We start from the raw sequence: 20,811 nt of genomic DNA on the forward strand, positions 1-20,811 counted from the left end.
CGGTACGGGACCGCCCGCGTGTCAGGCGCCGGCGGGCTCCTCGTAGCGCGGGAAGACGGGTGCCGGGGCGGGCAGCGCGGCCCCCGGGGCGATCGGCGTTCCGAGCGCGGCGAACAGGCGCGCCTCGCCCTCGGGCTGGCCGAGGACGTCGAGCAGCCGGGCCGCGGAGGACGGCATGACGGGCTGGACGAGGATGCCGACCTGGCGCACCACCTCGAGCGTGACGTAGAGGACCGTGGCCATCCGCGCCGGGTCGGTCTTGCGCAGCACCCAGGGGGCCTGCTCGGCGAAGTAGGCGTTCGTGTCGCCCAGGACCGCCCAGATCGCCTCGAGGGCGCGGGAGAATTCCTGCCGGTCGAAGGCCGCGCGGACCGCCGGGAGCAGGGCGGCCGCGGCGTCGAGGACCTCGCGGTCCGCGGCGGTGAACTCCCCGGGTTCGGGCACCACGCCGTCGAGGTTCTTCGCCACCATGGACAGGGAGCGCTGGGCGAGGTTGCCGAGGTTGTTGGCGAGGTCCGCGTTCATGCGCCCCACGATCGCCTCGTGGCTGTAGCTGCCGTCGGCCCCGTAGGGCACCTCGCGCAGGAAGAAGTAGCGGACCGCGTCGAGGCCGTACTGGGCGATCATGTCCGCGGGCGCCACGACGTTGCCCAGGGACTTGGACATCTTCACGCCGTTGTTCTGCAGGAAGCCGTGGATCATCACGCGCCGGGGCAGCTCGAGGCCCGCGCTCATGAGGAACGCCGGCCAGTAGATCGCGTGGAAGCGCGAGATGTCCTTGCCGATGATGTGCACGTCCGCGGGCCAGAACTTCTCGAACTGCTCGGAGGCGACGTCCGGGTAGCCCACGCCCGTGAGGTAGTTGGTGAGCGCGTCGACCCACACGTACATGACGTGGCCCGGCGCATCGGGGACGGGGACGCCCCAGTCGAACGAGGTCCGGGAGATGGAGAGGTCCTCGAGCCCGTGCTTGACGAAGGAGATGACCTCGTTGAAGCGGTACTGCGGCGCCCCGAACTCGGGGTGCGACTCGTAGTACGCGAGGAGCCGGTCCTGGTAGGCGGAGAGCCGGAAGAAGTAGCTCTCCTCGGCCGTCCAGGTGACCTCGGTGTCCGTCTCCTTCGAGTACCGGACGCCGTCGCGCACCTCGGTCTCGTCCTCGGTGTAGAACGCCTCGTCGCGCACCGAGTACCAGCCCTCGTACTTGTCGAGGTAGATGTCCCCGGCGTCCGCCATGCGCTTCCAGATGGACTGGGCGGCGCCGTAGTGGTCAGGGTCGGTGGTGCGGATCAGGCGGTCGTAGCTCGTGCCGAGGAGCTCGTGGACCTCGCGGTACACCTCGGCCTGGCGGTCGACGAATTCCTGCGGGGTGAGGCCCTCCCGCTCGGCGGTCTGGGCGATCTTGAGCCCGTGCTCGTCCGTGCCGGTGAGGAAGAAGACGTCGAAGCCGTCGAGCCGCTTGAAGCGGGCCATGGCGTCCGCCGAGATGTACTCGTAGGCGTGCCCGATGTGCGGGGCGCCGTTCGGGTACGTGATGGCAGTGGTGATGTAGAAGGGCGTCTTCGAAGATGCGGGGCTCACCCTAAGAAATTACCGGATCGGCTTCACAGGAGGCGAAACGGGCCGAAAGTGACCACGGACGACGGCGACCCCCACCGCGGGCGGTGAGGGTCGCCGTCGTGCGTCCGGCCGGACGAGCCGGAGGGCGGGGTCAGTCCTCGAGGTCGACCTCGCGCAGGACGGTCGCGCCGATCTCGCCCTTGACCGTCTCGAGGACGGTGGCGGGGATCGCCGAGTCGACGGTGAGCAGGGCCATGGCCTGGCCCGCCACGTCGGCGCGGGCGACCTGCATGCCGGCGATGTTGATCTGGTTCATGCCGAGGATGTGGCCGATCGTGCCGATGACGCCCGGGCGGTCCGAGTAGAACATGACCACGAGGTGCTCGGAGATCGGGATCTCGACGTCGTAGCCGTTGATGCCCACGAGCTTCTGGACCTGCTTCGGCCCGGTGAGCGTGCCCGCCACCGAGACCTGGGTGCCGTCCTGGAGGAGGCCGCGGATGGTCAGGACGTTGCGGTAGTCCTCCGCCTCGGTGGTGGTGAGCAGGCGCACGGCCACGCCGCGCTGCTCGGCGAGCACCGGGGCGTTGACGTAGGAGACCTTCTCGGAGACGACGTCCGTGAAGACGCCCTTGAGGGCCGCGAGCTCGAGCGACTTGACGTCCAGGTTCGCGATCTCGCCGGCCACCTCGACGTCGATCTGGGTGACCGAGTCCTGCGCGAGGGCGGTGAAGATGCGGCCGAGCTTTTCCATGAGCGGGATGCCTGGCCGCACGTCGGGAGCGATGACGCCGCCCGCGACGTTCACAGCATCCGGCACGAGCTCGCCGGCGAGGGCGAGGCGGACGCTCTTGGCGACCGAGATGCCCGCCTTCTCCTGGGCCTCGTCGGTCGAGGCGCCGAGGTGGGGGGTGACGACGACGTTCTCGTGGCCGAAGAACGGCAGGTCGGTGCTCGGCTCCTTGGCGAACACGTCGATGCCGGCGCCGCCGATCTGGCCGTCCTCGAGCGCCTGGGCGAGGGCCTCCTCGTCGACGAGGCCGCCGCGGGCGACGTTGACGACGTACGCGGTGCTCTTCATCTTCGCGAACGCGTCCTTGCCGAGCATGCCGACCGTCTCGGGGGTCTTGGGCATGTGGATGGTGATGAAGTCGCTCTGGGCGAGGAGCTCGTCCAAGGTCACGAGCTTGACGCCGAGCTGGGCGGCGCGCGCGGCCGTGACGTACGGGTCGTAGGCCAGGACGTCCATCTCGAACGCCTGCATGCGCGCGGCCACGAGGGCGCCGATGCGGCCGAGGCCGATCACGCCGAGCTTCTTGTCCAGCAGCTCGGTGCCGGCGTACTTGGAGCGCTTCCACTCCCCGCCCTTGAGGGAGACGTTCGCCGCCGGGATGTTGCGCGCGAGCGAGAGGATGTGCCCGCACGTGAGCTCGGCGGCCGAGACGATGTTCGACGTCGGGGCGTTCACGACCATGACGCCGGCCCGGGTGGCGGCCTTGATGTCCACGTTGTCGAGGCCGACGCCCGCGCGGGCGATGACCTTGAGCTTCTTCGCGGCGGCGATCGCCTCGGCGTCCACCTGGGTGGCGGAGCGGACGAGGATCGCATCGACATCGGCGATGGCGGGCAGGAGCTGGGCGCGGTCGGCACCGTCGGTGTAGCGGATCTCGAAGTCCGGTCCGAGGGCGGCGACAGTGGCGGGAGAGAGTTCTTCGGCGAGGAGGACGACAGGCTTGGTGGTCACGGGGCGGGGGCCTCTCCAGATCAGGCAGGGGTGGGGCAGTTCGGGCGGAGCGGGTGGAGTCTCTGGGGCCGGGTGCCACGCCCAGAGAGGAGCAGCGGCGGGCGAGGGCTCGCCCGCCGCTGCGGTGCGGGGGTCAGCGCGCGGCCGAGCCCTCGGTGTAGTCGGCGTCCTGCTGCTGCCACGAGAAGTGGGCCCGCAGGGCCTTGCCGGTCGCCTCGATCGGGTGACCGGCCTCCTTCTCGCGCAGGGCCTTGAACTCGACCGCGCCGTTGTCCTGGTCGTCGATGAAGCGCTTGGCGAAGGCGCCGGACTGGATGTCCGCGAGGACCTCCTTCATGGACTCCTTCACGGCCGGGGAGATCACGCGCGGACCCGAGACGTAGTCGCCGTACTCGGCGGTGTCGGAGATGCTCCAGCGCTGCTTGGCGATGCCGCCCTCCCACATGAGGTCCACGATGAGCTTGAGCTCGTGGAGCACCTCGAAGTAGGCGATCTCCGGCTGGTAGCCGGCCTCGGTCAGGGTCTCGAAGCCGGCCTGGACGAGGTGCGAGACGCCGCCGCAGAGCACGGCCTGCTCGCCGAAGAGGTCGGTCTCGGTCTCCTCGGTGAACGTGGTCTTGATCACGCCGGCGCGGGTGCCGCCGATGCCCTTGGCGTAGGACTTGGCGAGGTCCCAGGCCTTGCCCGACGCGTCCTGCTCGACCGCGATGATGTCCGGGATGCCACGGCCCGCGACGAACTCGCGGCGCACGGTGTGGCCCGGCGCCTTCGGCGCGACGAGGATGACGTCGACGCCGGCCGGCGGCTGGATGTAGCCGAAGCGGATGTTGAAGCCGTGGCCGAAGACGAGGGCGTCGCCCTCCTTCAGCGCCGGGGCGATGTCCTCGGCGTAGAGGTGGCGCTGCACCTGGTCGGGGGCGAGGATGACGACGACGTCGGCCTCCTCCGCGGCCTCGCGCGGGGTCAGGACACGCAGGCCCTGCTCCTCGGCCTTGGCGCGGCTCTTGCTGCCCTCCTTGAGGCCGACGCGGACGTCGACGCCGGAGTCACGGAGGTTGAGGGCGTGCGCGTGGCCCTGGCTGCCGTAGCCGATCACGGCGACCTTGCGGCCCTGGATGATCGAGAGGTCTGCGTCGTCGTCGTAGTACAGCTCTGTCACTTGGTTCTCCTTGATTGCGTTTGTGGGGTGTGGGGCGGCCGCGGGGCCGGAGCCCGCGGCGCGGGTCAGCTCGCGCGGAGTGCGCGGTCGCTCATGGACCGGGAGCCGCGGCCGACCGCAAGCGTGCCGGACTGGACAATCTCGCGGATCCCGAAGGGCTCGAGGACGGCGAGGAGGGCCTGGATCTTCTCCGAGGTGCCCGTGGCCTCGACGACGAGGGAATCGGTCGAGACGTCCACGATCGAGGCCCGGAACAGGTCCACGGCCTGGGTCACCTGCAGGCGCGTGACGGCGTCTGCCCGCACCTTGATCAGCAGGTGGTCGCGCTGGACCGAGTTCTCCGGCTGCAGTTCGACGATCTTGATGACGTTCACGAGCTTGTTCAGCTGCTTGGTGACCTGCTCGAGCAGATCGCCCTCGGCGTCGACGACCACCGTCACGCGCGAGACGCCGTCGACCTCCGTGGGTCCCACGGCGAGCGAGTGGATGTTGAACGCGCGGCGTGCGAAGAGGCCGGCGACGCGGGTCAGCACGCCGGGCTTGTCCTCGACCAGAACAGACAGGGTGTGGCGCGACATGCTCAGTCCTCCTCTTCCCAATCGGGGGTGGAATTGCGGGCCACCTGGATCAGGTCATTGCTGACCCCGGAGGGCACCATGGGCCAGACCATCGCGTTCGGGCTCACCACGAAGTCGATGACCACGGGGCGGTCGTTGATCTCGAGCGCCTGGGCGATGACCGAATCGATGTCCTCCTCGCGCTCCACGCGGAAGGAGGCGCACCCGTAGGCCTCGCCGAGCTTGACGAAGTCCGGGATGCGCACGGTCTCCGCGCCGGTGTGCAGGTCGGTGTTGGAGTAGCGCCCGTCGTAGAAGAGGGTCTGCCACTGGCGCACCATGCCCAGGGAGGAGTTGTTGATGACCGCGACCTTGATCGGGATGTTGTTCAGCGCGCAGGTCGCGAGCTCCTGGTTGGTCATCTGGAAGCAGCCGTCGCCGTCGATCGCCCACACGACCCGGTCCGGGTTGCCCACCTTGGCGCCCATCGCGGCGGGCACCGAGTAGCCCATGGTGCCGAGGCCGGCGGAGTTGAGCCACGCGTGCGGGCGCTCGTACTTGATGAACTGCGCCGCCCACATCTGGTGCTGTCCGACGCCCGCCACGTAGACGCCCTCCGGGCCCGTGAGCTCGCCGATGCGGGAGATGACGCGCTGCGGGGAGAGGAGGCCGTCCTCGGGCTCGGTCCACCCGAGCGGGTAGTCCTCGCGGAGCCGGTCCAAGAAGGACCACCAGGCGGTGATGTCCGGGGCACCGTCCTTGGCGTAGAGCCCGGCGACGGCCTCGGTGAGCTCGGGCAGGATCTCCTTCACCGAGCCGACGATGGGGACGTCCGCCGTGCGGTTCTTGGAGATTTCGGCAGGGTCGATGTCGGCGTGGATGACCTTCGCGTTCGGCGCGAACGTGCTGAGGACGCCCGTGACGCGGTCGTCGAAGCGCGCACCGAGCGTGATCAGCAGGTCGGCCTGCTGCAGGGCGGTGACCGCGGCGACCGAACCGTGCATGCCGGGCATCCCGAGGTGCTGGCGGTGCGAGTCCGGGAAGGCCCCGCGGGCCGTGAGCGTCGTGACCACGGGAGCGCCGGTGGCCTCGGCGAGGGCGAGGAGCTCGGCCGAGGCATGGGCCTTGATGACGCCGCCGCCGACGTAGAGGACGGGCTTGGAAGCGCCGGCGATGAGGCGGGCGGCCTCCCGCACCTGCTTGCTGTGTCCGCGGGTCACGGGGCGGTAGCCAGGCAGGTCGATCCGGGGCGGCCAGCTGAACATGGTCTTGGACTGCTGGGCGTCCTTGGTCACGTCCACGAGGACGGGGCCGGGGCGCCCGGTCGAGGCGAGGTGGAACGCCTCGGCGAGGGTGCGCGGGATGTCCTCGGCCTTCGTCACCAGGAAGGAGTGCTTCGTGATCGGCATGGTGATGCCCACGATGTCCGCTTCCTGGAACGCGTCCGAGCCGATGACCGAGCTCGAGACCTGCCCGGTGATGGCGACGAGGGGAACGGAGTCCATGTGCGCATCGGCGATCGCGGTCACCAGATTGGTGGCTCCCGGACCCGACGTCGCGATGCAGACTCCCACACGGCCGGTGACCATCGCGTACCCCTGGGCAGCGTGGCCGGCGCCCTGCTCATGGCGCACCAGCACGTGGTTGATCTTCGAAGCCATCAGAGGGTCGTAGGTCGGCAGGATCGCGCCGCCCGGGAGACCAAAGACATCGTCCACGCCCAGTTCCTCGAGCGAGCGGACGATTGCTTCAGATCCAGTCATCTCTGTGGGCTCAACCACACGGTTGGGCCCCAGGACGGCAGAGGCAGAGTCGACGGTGTCGACAGAATCCGCGGCCTTGGCCGCGGACGGCTTCGAAGCCATCAGCGATGGGCTGATCGGCGTTCCTTTGCTCATCAGTCTCTTCCTTAGGATCTTCGTGGCGAAGGTGTGCTCCAACGAAAACAACCCCTCGGCCGCCTGGCGTTTCGAGGGGTTGCGCGTGACAGATCGTGCCAGACGGACTCAGTGAGCCACGCGCTGGTCAAGGACGACGACATCGAGCACCATGCTCGCCGAGACGATCTGCATGCCCACAGTCTCCCGAATTGAGCTTTTGAGTGTCAATTTGGTCAAACGCCGTCTCACGATGCGGACTTCCATCCACAGCGTGAGACGGCGGATCCACGGCTGCCGTGTGCCGGGTGGGGCTCACCCGAGGACGGCTCCCTCGCTCGCGGAGTGCACGAGCTTGGCGTACTTGGCCAGCACGCCGCGCGTGAACTTCGCCGGGATCGGCGCCCAGCCTTCGCGGCGCGCGTCGAGCTCGGCCTCGTCCACGAGCAGGTCGAGGCGGCGGTGGGGGATGTCCACGCGGATCCGGTCGCCGTCGCGCACGAAGGCGACCGGGCCGGCGTCGACCGCCTCCGGCGCCACGTGGCCGATGCACAGCCCGGTGGTGCCGCCCGAGAAGCGCCCGTCGGTGAGCAGGAGCACCTCCTTGCCGAGCCCGGCCCCCTTGATCGCGCCGGTGATCGCCAGCATCTCGCGCATGCCGGGGCCGCCCTTGGGCCCCTCGTAGCGGATGACGACGACGTCCCCGGGCGCGATCTGGCCACGGTCGAGCGCCTCGAGCGCTGCCTGCTCGCGCTCGAACACGCGGGCGGTGCCCTCGAAGACTTCCGCGTCGAACCCGGCCGTCTTGACCACGGCGCCCTGGGGCGCGAGCGATCCGTGCAGGATCGACAGGCCGCCGGTGGCGTGGATCGGGTTGTCCATGGCGCGCACGATCTTCCCGTCCAGGTCCGGCGGGGAGATCTCGGCGAGGTTCTCCGCGACCGTCCTGCCGGTGACGGTCAGCGCGTCGCCGTGCAGCAGCCCGGCATCGAGGAGCGCGCGCATGACGACGGGCACTCCCCCGACGCGGTCGAGGTCGTACATGACGTAGCGGCCGAACGGCTTGAGGTCTCCCAGGTGCGGGACCCGGTCCCCGATCCGGTTGAAGTCCTCGAGCTCGAGCCGCACCTCGGCCTCGCGCGCGATCGCGAGCAGGTGGAGCACGGAGTTGGTCGAGCCGCCGAAGGCCATGACCACCGCAATCGCGTTCTCGAACGCCTCGCGGGTGAGGATGTCCCGCGCCGTGATGCCGCGCCGGAGCAGGTTGACCACGGCCTCCCCGGAGCGGTGGGCGAACATGTCGCGGCGCCGGTCCGCGGACGGCGGCGCCGCGGAACCGGGCAGCGACATGCCCAGGGCCTCGGCCGCAGACGCCATGGTGTTGGCCGTGTACATCCCGCCGCAGGCGCCCTCGCCCGGGCAGATGGCCCGCTCGATCCGGTCCAGGTCGCCGTGGGACATCTTCCCGGCGGCGCAGGCCCCGACGGCCTCGAAGGCGTCGATGAGCGTGACGTCCTTCTCGGTGCCGTCCTCGAGCTTGACCCACCCCGGCATGATCGAGCCGGCGTAGAGGAACACGCTCGCGACGTCGAGGCGGGCCGCGGCCATGAGCATCCCGGGCAGCGACTTGTCGCAGCCCGCGAGGAGGACCTGGCCGTCCATCCGCTCGGCCTGCATGACGGTCTCGACCGAGTCGGCGATGATCTCGCGGGAGACGAGCGAGAAGTGCATGCCCTCGTGGCCCATGGAGATCCCGTCGGAGACCGAGATGGTGCCGAACTGCATCGGGAAGCCGCCGGCCGCATGGACCCCTTCCTTGGCCGCCTTCGCGAGGCGGTCCAGCGAGAGGTTGCACGGGGTGATCTCGTTCCACGAGCTCGCGATGCCGACCTGCGGCTTGGCGAAGTCCTCGTCGCCGAATCCGACCGCGCGGAGCATTCCGCGGGCGGGGGCCGCATGGATGCCGTCCGTCACGACCCGGCTGCGGGGCTTGGCGTCCGCGCCCGTGTGCGCCGCGCCGGTGTGGACCTGCTGAGGGAGGCTCTGCTCAGTCATGGGCCACAGTCTAGGGCGCAGGTGTGGCCGGGATCACGCCTCCGCGCCGTCATCGCGGACGATCCTGGCGGCCTCCGCGTGGACCATGTCCATGACGTCGCGGACCGTGGGCCGGGCCGCGACGTCGGCGCGGGCGAGCAGCACCACGCTCCGGCATGCCTGCACGCCCGCGAGCGGGCGCAGGACCAGGCCGCTGCGGAGGGCCCCCCGCGCGGTGAAGCGCGGCAGGAGGCTCAGTCCGTGGCCGCCGCGGACGAGTGCCTCCATGGCCCGCAGGTCCGGCATGAGCTGGACCCGTTCGACCACGCGGCCGGCCTGCAGCTCGATCTGGCGCAGGACCGTGTCGAAGGGGAAGCCCGCCGGGACGCCGATCCACGGCCACGGCGCCACGTCGTCGGGCTCGAGGACCTCCCTTGCGGCCAGCGGGTGGTCGCCCGGCAGCACGACGTCGAGCGGCTCCTCGAGCAGGGGCTCGACCACGAGCCCGGAGCGGAGGAACTCCTCCGGACCGTTGACGGAGTGGCCCAGGACGAGGTCGGCGTCCGCCGCGAGATCCACGAATCCCTGCGCGTTCGGGTCCTCGAGGCGCGCTTCGAGGCGCAGTCCCTTGCGCTCGGCCACGCGGTCGAGCAGGCCGGGGAGGAACATCTCGGCCGCGCTGGGGAAGAACACCGCGCGGACCCGCGCCTGCTCGCCCCGGCGGTAGCCGTCCGCGGTGGCTTCGGCGCGGGCCATGGCCACGGCGACGCCGGCGGCCGCCGCCGCCATCGCCTCGCCGGCCTCGGTGAGGCGCACGCCCCTCCCCTGCCGCTCGATGAGGACGACGCCGATCTCCTCCTGCAGGAGCTTGAGCTGCTGGGAGACGGCCGAGGCGGTGATGCCGAGCGCCTCGGCTGTTGCACCGACTGTGCGACGGTCGGCAAGCTCCCTCAGGAGCAGCAGTCGGCGGAAGTCCATGCGCACAGGGTACTGGCGCTCCGGCTCCGGCGGCTCCCGAGTACGTAGACTGGCCTTCGGCGAGAGGAGAACCGTGAGCAGCACTGCCCCGACGGGGCGGGCCCCCGAGCCCGACGACGCGCTGAAGGCCGCGCTACATTACGTCTTCGACAGCCAGATCCCCAACTACGGCGACTACAACCTGGTGTGCGTCACCGAGTGCGGCGGCTCGGTCTCCGGGCCCCGGCCCGGCACCCCGGCCCCCACCGGCATGGTCCTCGGCTACCGGCGTCGGCCGGTCGAGCTCGTCCTGGCGCCGTTCGACCGCCGGACCCTCGAGGGAACCGCGCAGCCGATGACGATCGACCTCACCAACCTCGCCTATGTCTCCGAGCCGGCCTCCGGCGCCTTCGACGTCGCGACGAGCACCGGCCGCGTGGTCACGTTCACGCTCCGCCCGGAGTGCACCCTGGGGACGGGCTCCGCTGTCACGCTCGCCCAGGAGGACGACGCCGCAGACCTCACGGCCTTCCTGCGCGATCTGGTCGGCCTATAGATCTGGTCAGCCTGTAGATCTGGTCGGCCCGTAGGGGTCACCGGCCCGCAGCGTGGACGCGGGCGCGAAGACGCGTCGGGGGACTCTGGACGGGCGGGGTGCCGCGGGGTACTAATGGCCTCAGCGTCGTCGTCGACGTCTCATGCAGGGAGGCTGCCGTGGACTGGGTGATCATCGTCATCTCCGGCGCGATCATGCTCGCACTCGCCGTCTGGACCGTCCTCCGTGAGGACCGTTCGACGGCCCGCCGCGGACGCCACCGCGGCCGCTCCGTCATGGTCCGTGTGGAGCCGGGACCCGGCGCCACCGCAGGACCGCCGCGCCCGGCCGCGGGCGCCTGACCGCATGCGGTCGCTGCAGCGGAGGCTGGCCGGGGCCGCGGCGGCCGCGGTGCTGCTTGCTGGGACCAGCTGCTCCGGTTCCCCCGGGCCCGGTCCCACCCCTGAGTCCGGATCCCCCTCCCCACCTCCGGCGAGCGCAGCGCCGCCGCCCCAGGAATCCGGCAAGGTCATCGCCACCGCGTACACGACCGGGTACGGCTACTGGGACAACACCCCGCCCGGCTCCACGGTCATCTCCAACCCAGTCCTGCACCAGAGCGCGGGCGGGACCGGGACGTGGGCCGACCCCGTCACCGTCGCCGTCGGCCATTCGATCAGCAACGGTGCGGACACCCTCGATTTCCCGGCCGGCACGCGCATGTACATCCCCAACCTCCAGAAGTACTTCATCGTCGAGGACGCGTGCGGCGACGGGGCCACTCCGCAGGACATCCCGTGCCACAACATCTCGCGGGGCGCCGCCCGCGGCACTACCGTGTGGTTCGACATCTGGATCGGCGGCTCTTCCAGCAGCAACAGTGACTCGCGACGCTGTGAGGCCACCTTGACGGCCCTGCACACCGTCATCCTGGAGCCCAGCGTCCGTGACTACCGGGTGACCCCCGGGGACGTCCTCTCGGGCCAGGCGTGCCATGCCAATTACGGGGAGACCCCCCTCCTGCGATGACCGCCGGGGGCGCGCTCTCGGTTTCGCCCTGCGGAGCTGTCCGACTACGCTCGTTGACTTGGCGCACCGGGGGGCTGCGCCGACGTCGAGTACAAGAGCCAGAAAGAACCCCTGTATGAAGCACGCCAGAACACTGTCCACCGCCGCGGCCGCCCTGCTGCTCACCCTGACCGGGTGCGCTGGTGCCGCCCAGCACGGGACCGCCGCGCCGAGTGCCGCCGGAGCGACTGCCACCCCTGACGCGACCCCGACGGCGACCAAGTCCCCCGCCGCTGCGCACACTGCCCCCGCCACGCCGTCCCCGAGCGCCACCGCTTCCAAGGCCGCCGCGCCAGCAGCCCAGGCGGCCCCCAGCGCCGTGAACCGCCCTGTGGCCCCGCCTCCCGCGGCCGTCCCGGCGGCCCAGATCCCCGCCCCCCAGGCCCCGAAGGCCCCGGCCGCCGTCCAGGAGACGGGGACGCTCGTCACCACCGCGTACACGACCGGCTACGGGTACTGGGACAACACCCCTGCGGGCTCCGCGACGGTGTCCCACCCCATCCTGCACCAGCAGGCGGGCGGCACCGGCACCTGGGCGGACCCGGTCACGGTCGCCGTCGGCCACTCCATCACGGGCGGCGTCGACACGCTCGACTACCCCGCCGGGACGCGCTTCTATGTCCCCAATCTGCAGAAGTACCTCATCGTCGAGGACACTTGCGGCGATGGGAACACTCCCCAGGACGGCCCCTGCCACACCGGTGCACCCGCAGGCACCACCGTCTGGCTCGATGTGTGGATCGGGGGTTCCTCGGGGTCCCAGGCTGCCGCCGACGCCTGCGGTTCGACGCTGACCGACGCCAACGGCGCCGCGCACACCGTCATCGTCAACCCGTCGGTGCGCACGTACAAGGTCACCCCGGGAGACATCGTCTCGGGCGGTGCGTGCCACGCCAACTACGGCAACACGCCCCTGACCCAGTAGCCCCGCCGGCGGCCTCGGCCACCGCGCGAGAGGAGGGCCCCCGCCCAGCGCTTCCGCTGGCCGGGGGCCCTCGCGCAAAGTGCCCGCGGCCGCGAGGTGTTCCCGGCGCAAGACGGCGGCACGACACGATGGCGGGAGCGTCCCTCCCCGCCCGGGCCACCCTAGAGTGTGATCCATGCCATGCACCCCCTGTGGCATCACCGCGCGCCCACACCAGGGGCCCCGTGGACGACCAGACGGAATGGACACCACCGTGACGGAATCACCGACGATCCCGGAGACCCAGCGCTGCAGCTACCAGGCGGAGCTGAATCTGCACCAGACCAGCTTCATGTCGAGGTGCGAGCTCGGCGCAGGACATCGGGGAGGCCATCTGGCAGAGCTGCCCACGGTGCCGGGCCTCGCCGTTCCCGCGCCGAAGCCTTCCGGCCCGTCGTCCGTCCCGTCTCCGCGCTGAACGAGCCCGGGTCGGCTGCAGCCGAGGCGCTCAGGAGCGCGCCCCGCTCTGTGCCAGGCCCACGAGAGGAAAGAAACCGTTGATGACCATCGTCAAGGCCATCGCCGGTGCTGCCGCCGGTGCGATCCTGGTGGGCGCCACGCTCGTGTGGCCGCTTCTCATCGTCGCCTATCACCTCTGGAGGGGGCAGTGAGGTCCGGCGGCAGGTTCCCCTCAGGGATCCTCGCCGAATCGCCCATCGGGGGCGAGGCGACAGCGCCGGCCTGAACACCCCCGGGCACGCGACGGAAAGACCCCGACCCGTGGGCCCTCGCGTCATGCGGTCTGGTCGGCTGCGCGGCTGCGGGCCAGGGCGCCGTCGAGCCACGAGCGGAGCGCTGCTGCCGGTGCCGCCCCGGCCCGCTCTGCGACCACCTTGCCCCCAATATCACCAACAGCGTCGGCACGGCCTGGATCCCGAACCGCCGTGCGAGGCCGGGGGCGTGGTCGATGTCGACCTTGACGAGCTTCACCTTCCCCGCCCGTTCGCGGGCCAACTGGTCCAGAACCGGGCTGACCATCCGGCAGGGCCCGCACCACGGGGCCCAGAAGTCCACGATGACCGGAACGGTGGCCTGCTCGGCCACCACGGAGAAGTCGCTGTCCCCCGCATCCACGACCCAGGGGAGCTCACGCCGGCAGCTCCCGCAGCGGGGCGTTCCCTGCGCGCTGTCGGGGACCCTGTTGGGCTTGCCGCAGTGCGGGCAGACCGTGATGACCTTCTTCATCTGCGGCCGCCCCTTTCACGAACCGACTGGTCAGCCGGGCCCCGTGCGGGCAGCCATCCGGCCGTCGACGTTCGCTTCGGGGGCCCAGGCTCACCCCGCACGGGGATCAATCGTGCTCCCCGCCCGAACGCTCTGGCAATGGGCCGAAATGCCCGTGTCGACCGCCCGAGGACTTGCCAGCGCCGCTGCTCCTTCCTGCGGCAGCGGTAGGGGCCGACCGGGACACCCGGAGCGTCGACTCTTACGTCACGTCAGGCTCCTGACAGCAGGCCGGCAAGCCCAGAACCGTGGCGCGAGAGGCGAAGGGCGTGGGAGCCCGACACCCGCTAGGGCCAAGGAAGAGAGGGTCCCGCGCCGCGGAGGGGCCCCATTCGCTGGGCCCCTCCGTCCGGCGCAGCGGGTTACCAGCCCGCCGAGCCCCGTGATGGGAGAGGAACTCACCCGTCCCCTTGCCCGGCCGCTCCTCCGTCCAAACCGCGGACCTGCAGGACTCGCGGCGCACGTGTTCTCGCGCCAATGCCGGGGGTGGACACCCGGTGAGCAGAGGGGACAGGATGGCTGCGCTCAGTGCTGCCGCAGCCGTCACCACGCTCCGGCCAGGGGACTCCGTGGTGCTCACCGCTCGCACCGATACCCGCGAAGGGACCCTGGTCTCCGTCTGACACCGGCCCCGGGCCCGCGTACATCCCGCGACGCACCTGTCCAGAACCCACAGGCCCCCGGCGGCGACCACCGTCACCGCTGCTGATCCGTTCGGCGGCGTCCCGGCCACCGTCACCGTCCCCGACACCTACGGCCAGTACACCGGGACGCTCGGCTCCTACATCACCCTGCCACTCCCGCCCTTCGTCACGAGCCTGGGAACCGGCCGGGCCGCCTGCACCCAGCACTGACCGCCATCCCTCAGACAGGGTGCCCTTGGACTCTTGGGCCCCGGCACGGCGGAATCGACACTGGGTCCATGAGTGGCCTGTCGGCGGCGCATCCACCGGTCGGACGCAGCCTTGGATTCAACTACGCCCTCCACCCGGACCGCCCCTGGGTCCGCCTCGTACGAGCGGCGATGGGGACGGCCATGCTCGCAGCCTTGGCCCAAGAGACCTACGACGCGACGCAGCCCGGCAACTCCGTGGACATCCCCCAGCTCTTCTCGCAGTTCACGTTCCATTCGAACCTCGTCCTGGGACTGGTGCTCCTCGTCTCCGCCGCACGCCCACGGGCGTCGCTGCCGCACTGGTGGGACCACCTGTTCGGAGCCCTCGCGTTCTACCTGGTCATGACGGGCATCGTCTACGCGGTGCTCGTGGCCCCGCCCGATGAGCCATGGTGGACGCTGGACCTGTACTGGCCCTGGATGATCACCCACCGCATCGCCCCTCTGGTCGCCGGGCTCGACTGGCTCACCGTCACCCGCACCGTCCACGGCTCCTGGCTGCGGCCACTCGCCTGGCTCTGCTACCCGGCGGCGTTCGTTGCCTTCTCGTGGGTGCGCGGCGCCCTCGACGGCTGGTACCCCTACGACTTCCTCGACCCCAGGCACGACGGCGGGTGGCCGGCGGTGCTGGTCACCAGCGGCGAGGTGCTGGCCGCCTTCCTCGTGGTCGGCACGCTGGTCCACCTCGCAGGCAACGCACGGGTGGCGCTCTCGACACGGAGTGCCTGACCCCGCCCGGCCGCCAAGGAGCACAGCCCGCGAGGAGGATGTCGATGCGCCGAGAACGAGCCCGACCGGACCCGAAGCGCTCCCGCTCCGGACGGCTCCGGACGGCCGCCGTGGCGGCCGCGGCGCTCCTGTCCCTGGCAGGGTGCGGGTCCGGCAGCCCGGCTGGGACTCCTTCGGCAACCAGCGCCGCCCCATCGGGGACGGCCAGCACCGCCCCGGTTCAGAGGGTCTTCACCGACCAGGAGCTCATGGCGATCACCAGCAGCGTCCTCGGAGCCCACGGCGGAAGGGGCGAGGACACCGCACAGGTGCGCAAGTCCTACGCCCTGCTGTCCTCGCCGCCGTCGGGGTTCGTAGCGTACGCAGCGGAGCCCAGCGAATGCGGCGCGTTCCACACCCCTTGGCAGCACGAGGCCCAGCTGGAACCGTCGATGGGCTTCGCCCTCGGCGAGGTGTTCAACGCCGGCCCGCGGCGTGCCGCGATGATCCTCGTCGACGTCCGCAGCGCCCCCTGGGGGGCCCTCGCCAAGGCCGACTTCGACTACACGCCGGAGCTCATGGGCCGCTGCGCCACGTTCGAGCAGACCCCGTGGTCGCCCCAAGGGGCCGAGAAGTGGACGATCCGCGTCCGCCCCGGCCCGGACATCGGAGAGAAGTCCTATGTGACCGAGTCGGCCGTCGGCGGGGCCCAGGTCGGCGTCGGGCTGAGGGTCCTCGCCGGGACGGTCTCCCTCGATTTCGGATTCAATCTGGGCGCGATGAGCGAGGAAGAGGGCCTCGGCGTGATGACGCAGATCGCGCAGGAGTTCGTCGACCAGGCGAAGAAGGCGGCCTCGTAACACCCGGCCCTCCTGAGCAGCTGTCCCCCTTAGCTCAGCTCAGTGGTCTGCCTGGGTGGTGTACTCGAGCGCGACCTCGGCGAGCCTCGTCGCTGCCCTCCGCCCCCTGGGCGCCACAGTCGCCCGCCCAGGTGACGTCGGCTTCGTCGCGGGGCAGGAGCCGGCACGAGACAGTCGCGCCACTGCGCATGATCATGGCCGCGCGGCCGCAACGGCGCCGTGCTGGCTCTCTCGCGCGCGTCGGGGAACGGTCATGTCCAGGTGGAACACCGGGATCTGCGGCAGCCTCGGGCAGCGGAAGGCCCATCGCCCCTATCGCCCCATGGAGCGCGCTCCTACCGTCAGTCCCAGATGCCTCTCCAACATCGAGGCCGTCTGAAGGGGAAGAGGACCATGGGCTCGCACAGGATCATCCCCAGTGCAGCAGGCCTCGCCCAGGCGGCGGCCCTCGCGCTTCTCCTCACGGCCTGCGCGCAAGGGGCCGCCCCTCGTCGAGCCAGTCCCCGGCGGCCTCCGCGCCGCGCTCGTCCAGTTCCGGCAGCCCGGCCTGCGACCTCATCACCCCCGACATCGCCGCCAAGGTCGACCCCGACCTCGGACAGTCCGGGACAGGAGGCAGGCCCCCCGGGAGCCCGGCCTACCTCTGCAGCTACATGACCAAATCCCAGAAGGGCTTCGGCACCCTGTCCGTGGAACTGACGTCGCCCGCCTCACCGGCGGACATCGCCGAGGCGAAGAAGACCCCGGACTGCTCCCCCGTGGCCGGCATCGGCGACTTCGCGTGCTTCCAGTGGAGCGGCTGGTTCCGGGAAGAGCCCGGCGGCGCGTCCGCCAACACGATCCTCAAAGCGGTCCGCGGCAGCGAATCCCTCGACCTGCGCTACCTGGCAGCCCCGCCGGAGATGTCCGGAGCCCCCGTCCCGGATGGGAACGCCACAGCCCGCGCCCTCGCCCAGGCGCTCGTCGACGCCGGATGGGGCAACGGGACCCCGCTGAGCGTTCCCTCCGCCCCGCCCGTCGGCCCCCAGGCCACAACCAACAACCCCGTCTGCGCGCTCGTGAGCGCCGATGCCGTCAAGCAGGCATTCGGCGCCACCACCCAGCCACAGATCCTCCCGGGCGAGACCAACTGCCGATACACCTTCGGCGACCTCGGCACGCCCGGACCCGACTCTCTCATCTTCTCCACCGAACTCACCCCCGGAGGCGCCTCACTGCTCTCCAGGCAGCTGCCGCCCGACGGGCAGGTCCTCGACGGCGTCGCAGACAAGGCGGTCCTCGTCGTCCGCTCGGAACCCACCGGCCCGAAGTCCCTCCGCCCGGCAGGGAACGTGCCCACCACCATCCTGTCCATCATGGCCGCCAGGGGCCAGAACCTGGCCATCTTCACCGCCCAGATCCTCATCTCCCCCAGCGGGCCGAGCCTGGAGCAGACCAAGGACCAGCTCATCACCCTCGTCAAAGGGACCAACTTCTGACCGCCGGCATCTCCCGCCACGGCCACTCCTGAGCCGACCGCCCCATCAAAGGTCTTCACCGACCAGCAGCTCAGAGACATCGGCGGCGCGATGCTCTGGCAGCGGGGGCAGAGGCCGGACCTCATGGACGACAGCAACATCACCCGGCCCGGGTGATCGACCGCTTTCCGCACGGCCGCGCCCCGTAGTCCGAGTTCGCCGATCTCCCCACCCCTCTGCACGGGTTGGTGTAGGGGTTCTGTGGACCGTGTGGCACTTCTTCGTCGTCTACTGGGGAGGCGGAGGCACGAACGGCGGGATCGGCTTGGACGTCTTCATCCCGTGGTGGCTCGGCAGCCTCGTGGCAGGGCAGCTCACCGCGGTCTCTTCACCAGAACCGGCCCAACCGTTACGCGGGAGGGTGTGCTGTCCCCGCCCCAGCCTGGGCCGCGCTACCAAAGAAGACATTGATAGTGGGGGAATGTGCAGGCCGCGGACCTGTTGGGCACAAAGAAAACCCCTCTCTGATCTGCGTTTCGGCAATTCAGAGAGGGGTTGTGGTGCGCCCCCCGGGACTCGAACCCGGAACCCATTGATTAAGAGTCAATTGCTCTGCCAGTTGAGCTAGAGGCGCATCTTCGCTGCGGTTCGACCGACCGTTTCTGGCCCGTCTCCGTGCCCCGCAACGACATGAAACTCTACAGGACGTCTTTCGAAAAGCGAAATCGGCCGGCGCTCCGCCCGAGTGAGGTGCCCCACACTCCCTCCGCGGCCCACGGAGGGGCAGTACGGGGGCGCGCGCACTGGCGCTAGGCTCGGTCCGTGACCACGACTGGACCCTCCCACCGCCTCTCGGCGGGCGACGCCGCCCCCGCCTTCTCGCTGCCCGATTCCGAGGGCGGGACCACGTCCCTCGCCGACTTCGCCGGCCAGCGGACCGTCCTCTACTTCTATCCCCAGGCCGGCACGCCGGCGTGCACGCAGCAGGCGTGCGACTTCCGCGACAGCCTGGCGGCGATCTCGGGGGCCGGCCTCGCCGTGGTGGGCATCTCTCCGGATCCGGCCGACGCTGTGCGCCGGTTCGCCGCAGAGCAGCACCTCGGGTTCCGGCTCGTGGCCGACGAGGACCACAGCGTCGCCGAGGCGTACGGCGCGTGGGGCGAGAAGGTCAACTACGGCCGGACCTATCAGGGCCTCATCCGGTCCACCTTCGTCATCGGCGCCGACGGGCGGATCGAGCTCGCGCAGTACAACGTGAGGGCCAAGGGCCACGTGGCCAAGCTCCAGCGGGACCTGAAGATCGTCCCGGTACACTGATCGAGTTGCCCCGCCAGAGGCGGGGTGCCGCGCGAGTGGTGGAATTGGCAGACACGCAGGATTTAGGTTCCTGTGTCTTCGGACGTGAGGGTTCAAGTCCCTCCTCGCGCACCGCCTCCGGCTCCAGTCCGCCCTCCTCAGGGCCGGCCCGGCCGAGCAGGTCGACACCCAGGGACACAAGGGCGCCGGGCATGCGGCGGGAGCGAAAGGCGTGAGACAGGTCGTGAGTGGCGCGCGGACCATGAGGCGGAGGGAGCTCCTCCAGGCAGCGGCGGCGGCGGTCCTCCTGACCGGGTGCACGGCGTCGCCCATCCCCCGGCCGTCTCCGACCCCGAGCGGATCGACCGCGCCCAGTGCCTCGTTCACCTTCGCCACCCCCGCCCCACCGATCGCGCTCGATCCCGCCGTCACCGCCGACATCGAGTCCTGGCGCGTCACACGCCAGGTCCTCGAATGCCTCGTGACGAGCGACCCCGACACGGGGGCCCCCGCGCCGGCCCTCGCCACCGCGTGGACGCAGAGCGCGGACCTCCTCTCGTGGACCTTCACCCTCCGGGAGGGCGTCACCTTCCATGACGGGACCCCGTTCAACGCCGCCGCCGTGAAGGCCAACTTCGACCGCTGGTACGCGTTCTCACCGCAGTTCCGCTCGAACCACACCGGGCTCGCCTTCACCGCGGTGTTCAAAGCCCACGCCGACCAGGCGTCCCTCTCGCTCTACAAGCGGTGCACGGTCCTCGGCGAGCACGAGGTGCGCATCGAGCTCATGCAGCCGCTCACGAGCTTCCTCGCGGCGATGACCACCCCCGCCTTCGCGATCTCCTCCCCCGCGGCCCTCAAGGCCGGCACCGCCGACGTCGAGGACCAGCCCTCGTCGGGGACGAAGATCTCCCGCTACGCCCAGCACCCGGTGGGCACCGGCCCGTTCCGGTTCCGCGAGTGGACCAAGGACTCGGTGGTCCTGGAGTCCTCGCCCACCTACTGGGGACCCCGGGGGCAGATCTCGAAGCTCACCCTCGTCGTGTACGACACGCCGCAGTCCCGGCTCCAGGCGCTCCTCGCCGGGACGATCGACGGCTACGACGCGGTGACCGTCGAGAACATCGAGACCCTCGTGCGCAAGGGCCTGCAGGTGGTGCGGCGCGACCCGTTCTCGGTCATGTACCTCGGGATGAACCAGGCCGTGCCGCTCCTGCAGAACGACAAGGTGCGCCAGGCGATCGCGATGGGCATCAACAAGGACGCGGTCATCAAGCCGTTCTTCCTCGAGGACACGAAGGCCGCCTCGCAGTTCGTCCCTCCGAAGCTCAGCGGCTTCAATGCCGCCGGCGGCTTCCCCTCCTACGACCCCGAGAAGGCCAAGCGGCTGCTCAGCGAGGCCGGCTACAAGGGCGAGGAACTCCCCTTCTACTATCCGCTCAATGTCACACGGCTCTACCTGCCGGACCCCGAGAAGGTCTACGCGGAGCTCTCCGCCCAGCTGACGCTGCTGGGCCTGAACATCAAGCCCGTCCCGGTGGACTGGGAGGACGGGTACCTGCAGAAGGTCACCACGGCCGGGGACCACGCCTTCCATCTGCTGGGCCGCTACGGGAGCTACAGCGACCCCGACGACTTCCTGGCGCCCCTCTTCGGCGCCAAGAACGGGGAGTTCGGTTTCTTCGACGCCCAGATCTTCAGCAAGATCGAACGCGCCCGCGGGCTGCCGGACGGCAACGACCGCACCCAGGCCTACCAGAACATCAACGGCCAGATCGGCTCGACGGCCCCCGCAGTGCCCATTGCCTACCCGATCTCCGCGGTGGCGGTCTCCTCGCGGGTGGCGACCTACCCGGCGTCGCCCGTCCTCAACGAGACGTTCAACCATGTGACGCTCGCCGCAGGCGCTTAGGCAG

17 protein-coding genes, 2 tRNA genes and 1 pseudogene are annotated in these 20,811 nt (G+C 70.4%); 11 read left to right on the forward strand and 9 right to left on the reverse strand.

Translation table 11 applies throughout. The features are described 5' to 3' along the window. Positions 1-21: 21 nt before the first annotated feature. The 7 genes from metG to ACVWWH_RS10515 all read right to left on the reverse strand — a co-directional run bounded on the left by metG (position 22) and on the right by ACVWWH_RS10515 (position 9,909). Positions 22-1,581, reverse strand: coding sequence for a methionine--tRNA ligase (gene metG / locus ACVWWH_RS10485; protein ID WP_457316529.1), 1,560 nt, complete (start codon positions 1,579-1,581; stop codon positions 22-24). A 130-nt stretch (positions 1,582-1,711) separates the two neighbouring features. Further along, positions 1,712-3,304 carry a phosphoglycerate dehydrogenase gene (serA, locus tag ACVWWH_RS10490; protein WP_457316530.1) on the reverse strand — a complete coding sequence of 531 codons (1,593 nt, stop codon included), beginning with the start codon at positions 3,302-3,304 and terminating at the stop codon, positions 1,712-1,714. Between the two features lie 133 nt (positions 3,305-3,437). Then, positions 3,438-4,463, reverse strand: coding sequence for a ketol-acid reductoisomerase (gene ilvC / locus ACVWWH_RS10495; RefSeq protein ID WP_457316531.1), 1,026 nt, complete (start codon positions 4,461-4,463; stop codon positions 3,438-3,440). A gap of 65 nt (positions 4,464-4,528) precedes the next feature. Beyond that, the gene (gene ilvN, locus ACVWWH_RS10500; protein ID WP_457316532.1) at positions 4,529-5,041 is read right to left on the reverse strand and encodes an acetolactate synthase small subunit; all 513 of its coding nucleotides are present in this window, start codon (positions 5,039-5,041) and stop codon (positions 4,529-4,531) included. A 2-nt stretch (positions 5,042-5,043) separates the two neighbouring features. Then, positions 5,044-6,918 (reverse strand): acetolactate synthase large subunit, encoded by a 1,875-nt coding sequence (locus ACVWWH_RS10505; protein WP_457316533.1) that lies wholly within the window; start codon positions 6,916-6,918, stop codon positions 5,044-5,046. A gap of 294 nt (positions 6,919-7,212) precedes the next feature. Then, complete coding sequence (ilvD, locus tag ACVWWH_RS10510) at positions 7,213-8,952, reverse strand: dihydroxy-acid dehydratase (protein WP_066498377.1); 1,740 nt, start codon at positions 8,950-8,952, stop codon at positions 7,213-7,215. Between the two features lie 33 nt (positions 8,953-8,985). Beyond that, a complete protein-coding gene (locus tag ACVWWH_RS10515) occupies positions 8,986-9,909 on the reverse strand; it encodes a LysR family transcriptional regulator (protein ID WP_457316534.1) in 924 nt (307 codons plus the stop codon). A 73-nt stretch (positions 9,910-9,982) separates the two neighbouring features. Here ACVWWH_RS10515 and ACVWWH_RS10520 point away from each other — a divergent pair, with 73 nt between their 5' ends. From ACVWWH_RS10520 to ACVWWH_RS10540, 5 genes are all read left to right on the forward strand, one after another. Further along, a complete protein-coding gene (locus tag ACVWWH_RS10520; protein WP_066498379.1) occupies positions 9,983-10,444 on the forward strand; it encodes a hypothetical protein in 462 nt (153 codons plus the stop codon). 158 nt (positions 10,445-10,602) lie between these two features. Further along, a complete protein-coding gene (locus ACVWWH_RS10525) occupies positions 10,603-10,785 on the forward strand; it encodes a hypothetical protein (RefSeq protein WP_066498381.1) in 183 nt (60 codons plus the stop codon). A 4-nt stretch (positions 10,786-10,789) separates the two neighbouring features. Beyond that, positions 10,790-11,452, forward strand: coding sequence for a hypothetical protein (locus ACVWWH_RS10530; RefSeq protein WP_066498383.1), 663 nt, complete (start codon positions 10,790-10,792; stop codon positions 11,450-11,452). Between the two features lie 115 nt (positions 11,453-11,567). Next, a complete protein-coding gene (locus tag ACVWWH_RS10535) occupies positions 11,568-12,416 on the forward strand; it encodes a hypothetical protein (RefSeq protein ID WP_457316535.1) in 849 nt (282 codons plus the stop codon). 253 nt (positions 12,417-12,669) lie between these two features. Then, positions 12,670-12,873 carry a hypothetical protein gene (locus ACVWWH_RS10540; RefSeq protein ID WP_447419124.1) on the forward strand — a complete coding sequence of 68 codons (204 nt, stop codon included), beginning with the start codon at positions 12,670-12,672 and terminating at the stop codon, positions 12,871-12,873. 315 nt (positions 12,874-13,188) lie between these two features. Here ACVWWH_RS10540 and trxA read toward each other — a convergent pair. Beyond that, positions 13,189-13,640, reverse strand: a pseudogene (gene trxA, locus ACVWWH_RS10545) (thioredoxin). A 961-nt stretch (positions 13,641-14,601) separates the two neighbouring features. Here trxA and ACVWWH_RS10550 point away from each other — a divergent pair. The 3 genes from ACVWWH_RS10550 to ACVWWH_RS10560 all read left to right on the forward strand — a co-directional run bounded on the left by ACVWWH_RS10550 (position 14,602) and on the right by ACVWWH_RS10560 (position 17,620). Further along, entirely contained in the window at positions 14,602-15,303 is a 702-nt protein-coding gene (locus ACVWWH_RS10550) for a Pr6Pr family membrane protein (RefSeq protein WP_457316536.1), read from the forward strand. A gap of 44 nt (positions 15,304-15,347) precedes the next feature. Next, on the forward strand, positions 15,348-16,142 hold the full coding sequence (locus tag ACVWWH_RS10555; protein ID WP_457316537.1) for a hypothetical protein: 795 nt from the start codon (positions 15,348-15,350) through the stop codon (positions 16,140-16,142). Between the two features lie 653 nt (positions 16,143-16,795). After that, positions 16,796-17,620, forward strand: coding sequence for a hypothetical protein (locus ACVWWH_RS10560; protein ID WP_457316538.1), 825 nt, complete (start codon positions 16,796-16,798; stop codon positions 17,618-17,620). Positions 17,621-18,157: 537 nt separating this feature from the next. Here the strand turns inward: ACVWWH_RS10560 and ACVWWH_RS10565 are convergent. Then, positions 18,158-18,233, reverse strand: a tRNA-Lys gene (locus ACVWWH_RS10565). Between the two features lie 188 nt (positions 18,234-18,421). Between ACVWWH_RS10565 and bcp the strand changes: the two genes are divergently transcribed. From bcp to ACVWWH_RS10580, 3 genes are all read left to right on the forward strand, one after another. Further along, positions 18,422-18,916, forward strand: coding sequence for a thioredoxin-dependent thiol peroxidase (gene bcp, locus ACVWWH_RS10570; RefSeq protein ID WP_457316539.1), 495 nt, complete (start codon positions 18,422-18,424; stop codon positions 18,914-18,916). Positions 18,917-18,945: 29 nt separating this feature from the next. Continuing rightward, a tRNA-Leu gene (locus tag ACVWWH_RS10575) sits at positions 18,946-19,027 on the forward strand. Positions 19,028-19,157: 130 nt separating this feature from the next. Continuing rightward, positions 19,158-20,807, forward strand: coding sequence for an ABC transporter substrate-binding protein (locus ACVWWH_RS10580; RefSeq protein WP_457316540.1), 1,650 nt, complete (start codon positions 19,158-19,160; stop codon positions 20,805-20,807). The last annotated feature ends 4 nt before the right edge of the window (positions 20,808-20,811 follow it).

It is taken from the genome of Sinomonas sp. RB5 (assembly GCF_054063535.1).

Coding starts and splice junctions, on each gene's coding strand:
- ilvD (WP_066498377.1), bottom strand. CDS start 8,952: ATGACTGAGCAGAGCCTCCCTCAGCAGGTCCACACCGGCGCGGCGCAC.
- ACVWWH_RS10580 (WP_457316540.1), top strand. CDS start 19,158: ATGAGGCGGAGGGAGCTCCTCCAGGCAGCGGCGGCGGCGGTCCTCCTG.
- ACVWWH_RS10530 (WP_066498383.1), top strand. CDS start 10,790: ATGCGGTCGCTGCAGCGGAGGCTGGCCGGGGCCGCGGCGGCCGCGGTG.
- ACVWWH_RS10555 (WP_457316537.1), top strand. CDS start 15,348: ATGCGCCGAGAACGAGCCCGACCGGACCCGAAGCGCTCCCGCTCCGGA.
- ilvN (WP_457316532.1), bottom strand. CDS start 5,041: ATGTCGCGCCACACCCTGTCTGTTCTGGTCGAGGACAAGCCCGGCGTG.
- ACVWWH_RS10535 (WP_457316535.1), top strand. CDS start 11,568: ATGAAGCACGCCAGAACACTGTCCACCGCCGCGGCCGCCCTGCTGCTC.
- ACVWWH_RS10550 (WP_457316536.1), top strand. CDS start 14,602: ATGAGTGGCCTGTCGGCGGCGCATCCACCGGTCGGACGCAGCCTTGGA.
- ACVWWH_RS10505 (WP_457316533.1), bottom strand. CDS start 6,918: ATGAGCAAAGGAACGCCGATCAGCCCATCGCTGATGGCTTCGAAGCCG.
- ACVWWH_RS10560 (WP_457316538.1), top strand. CDS start 16,796: ATGACCAAATCCCAGAAGGGCTTCGGCACCCTGTCCGTGGAACTGACG.
- ACVWWH_RS10515 (WP_457316534.1), bottom strand. CDS start 9,909: ATGGACTTCCGCCGACTGCTGCTCCTGAGGGAGCTTGCCGACCGTCGC.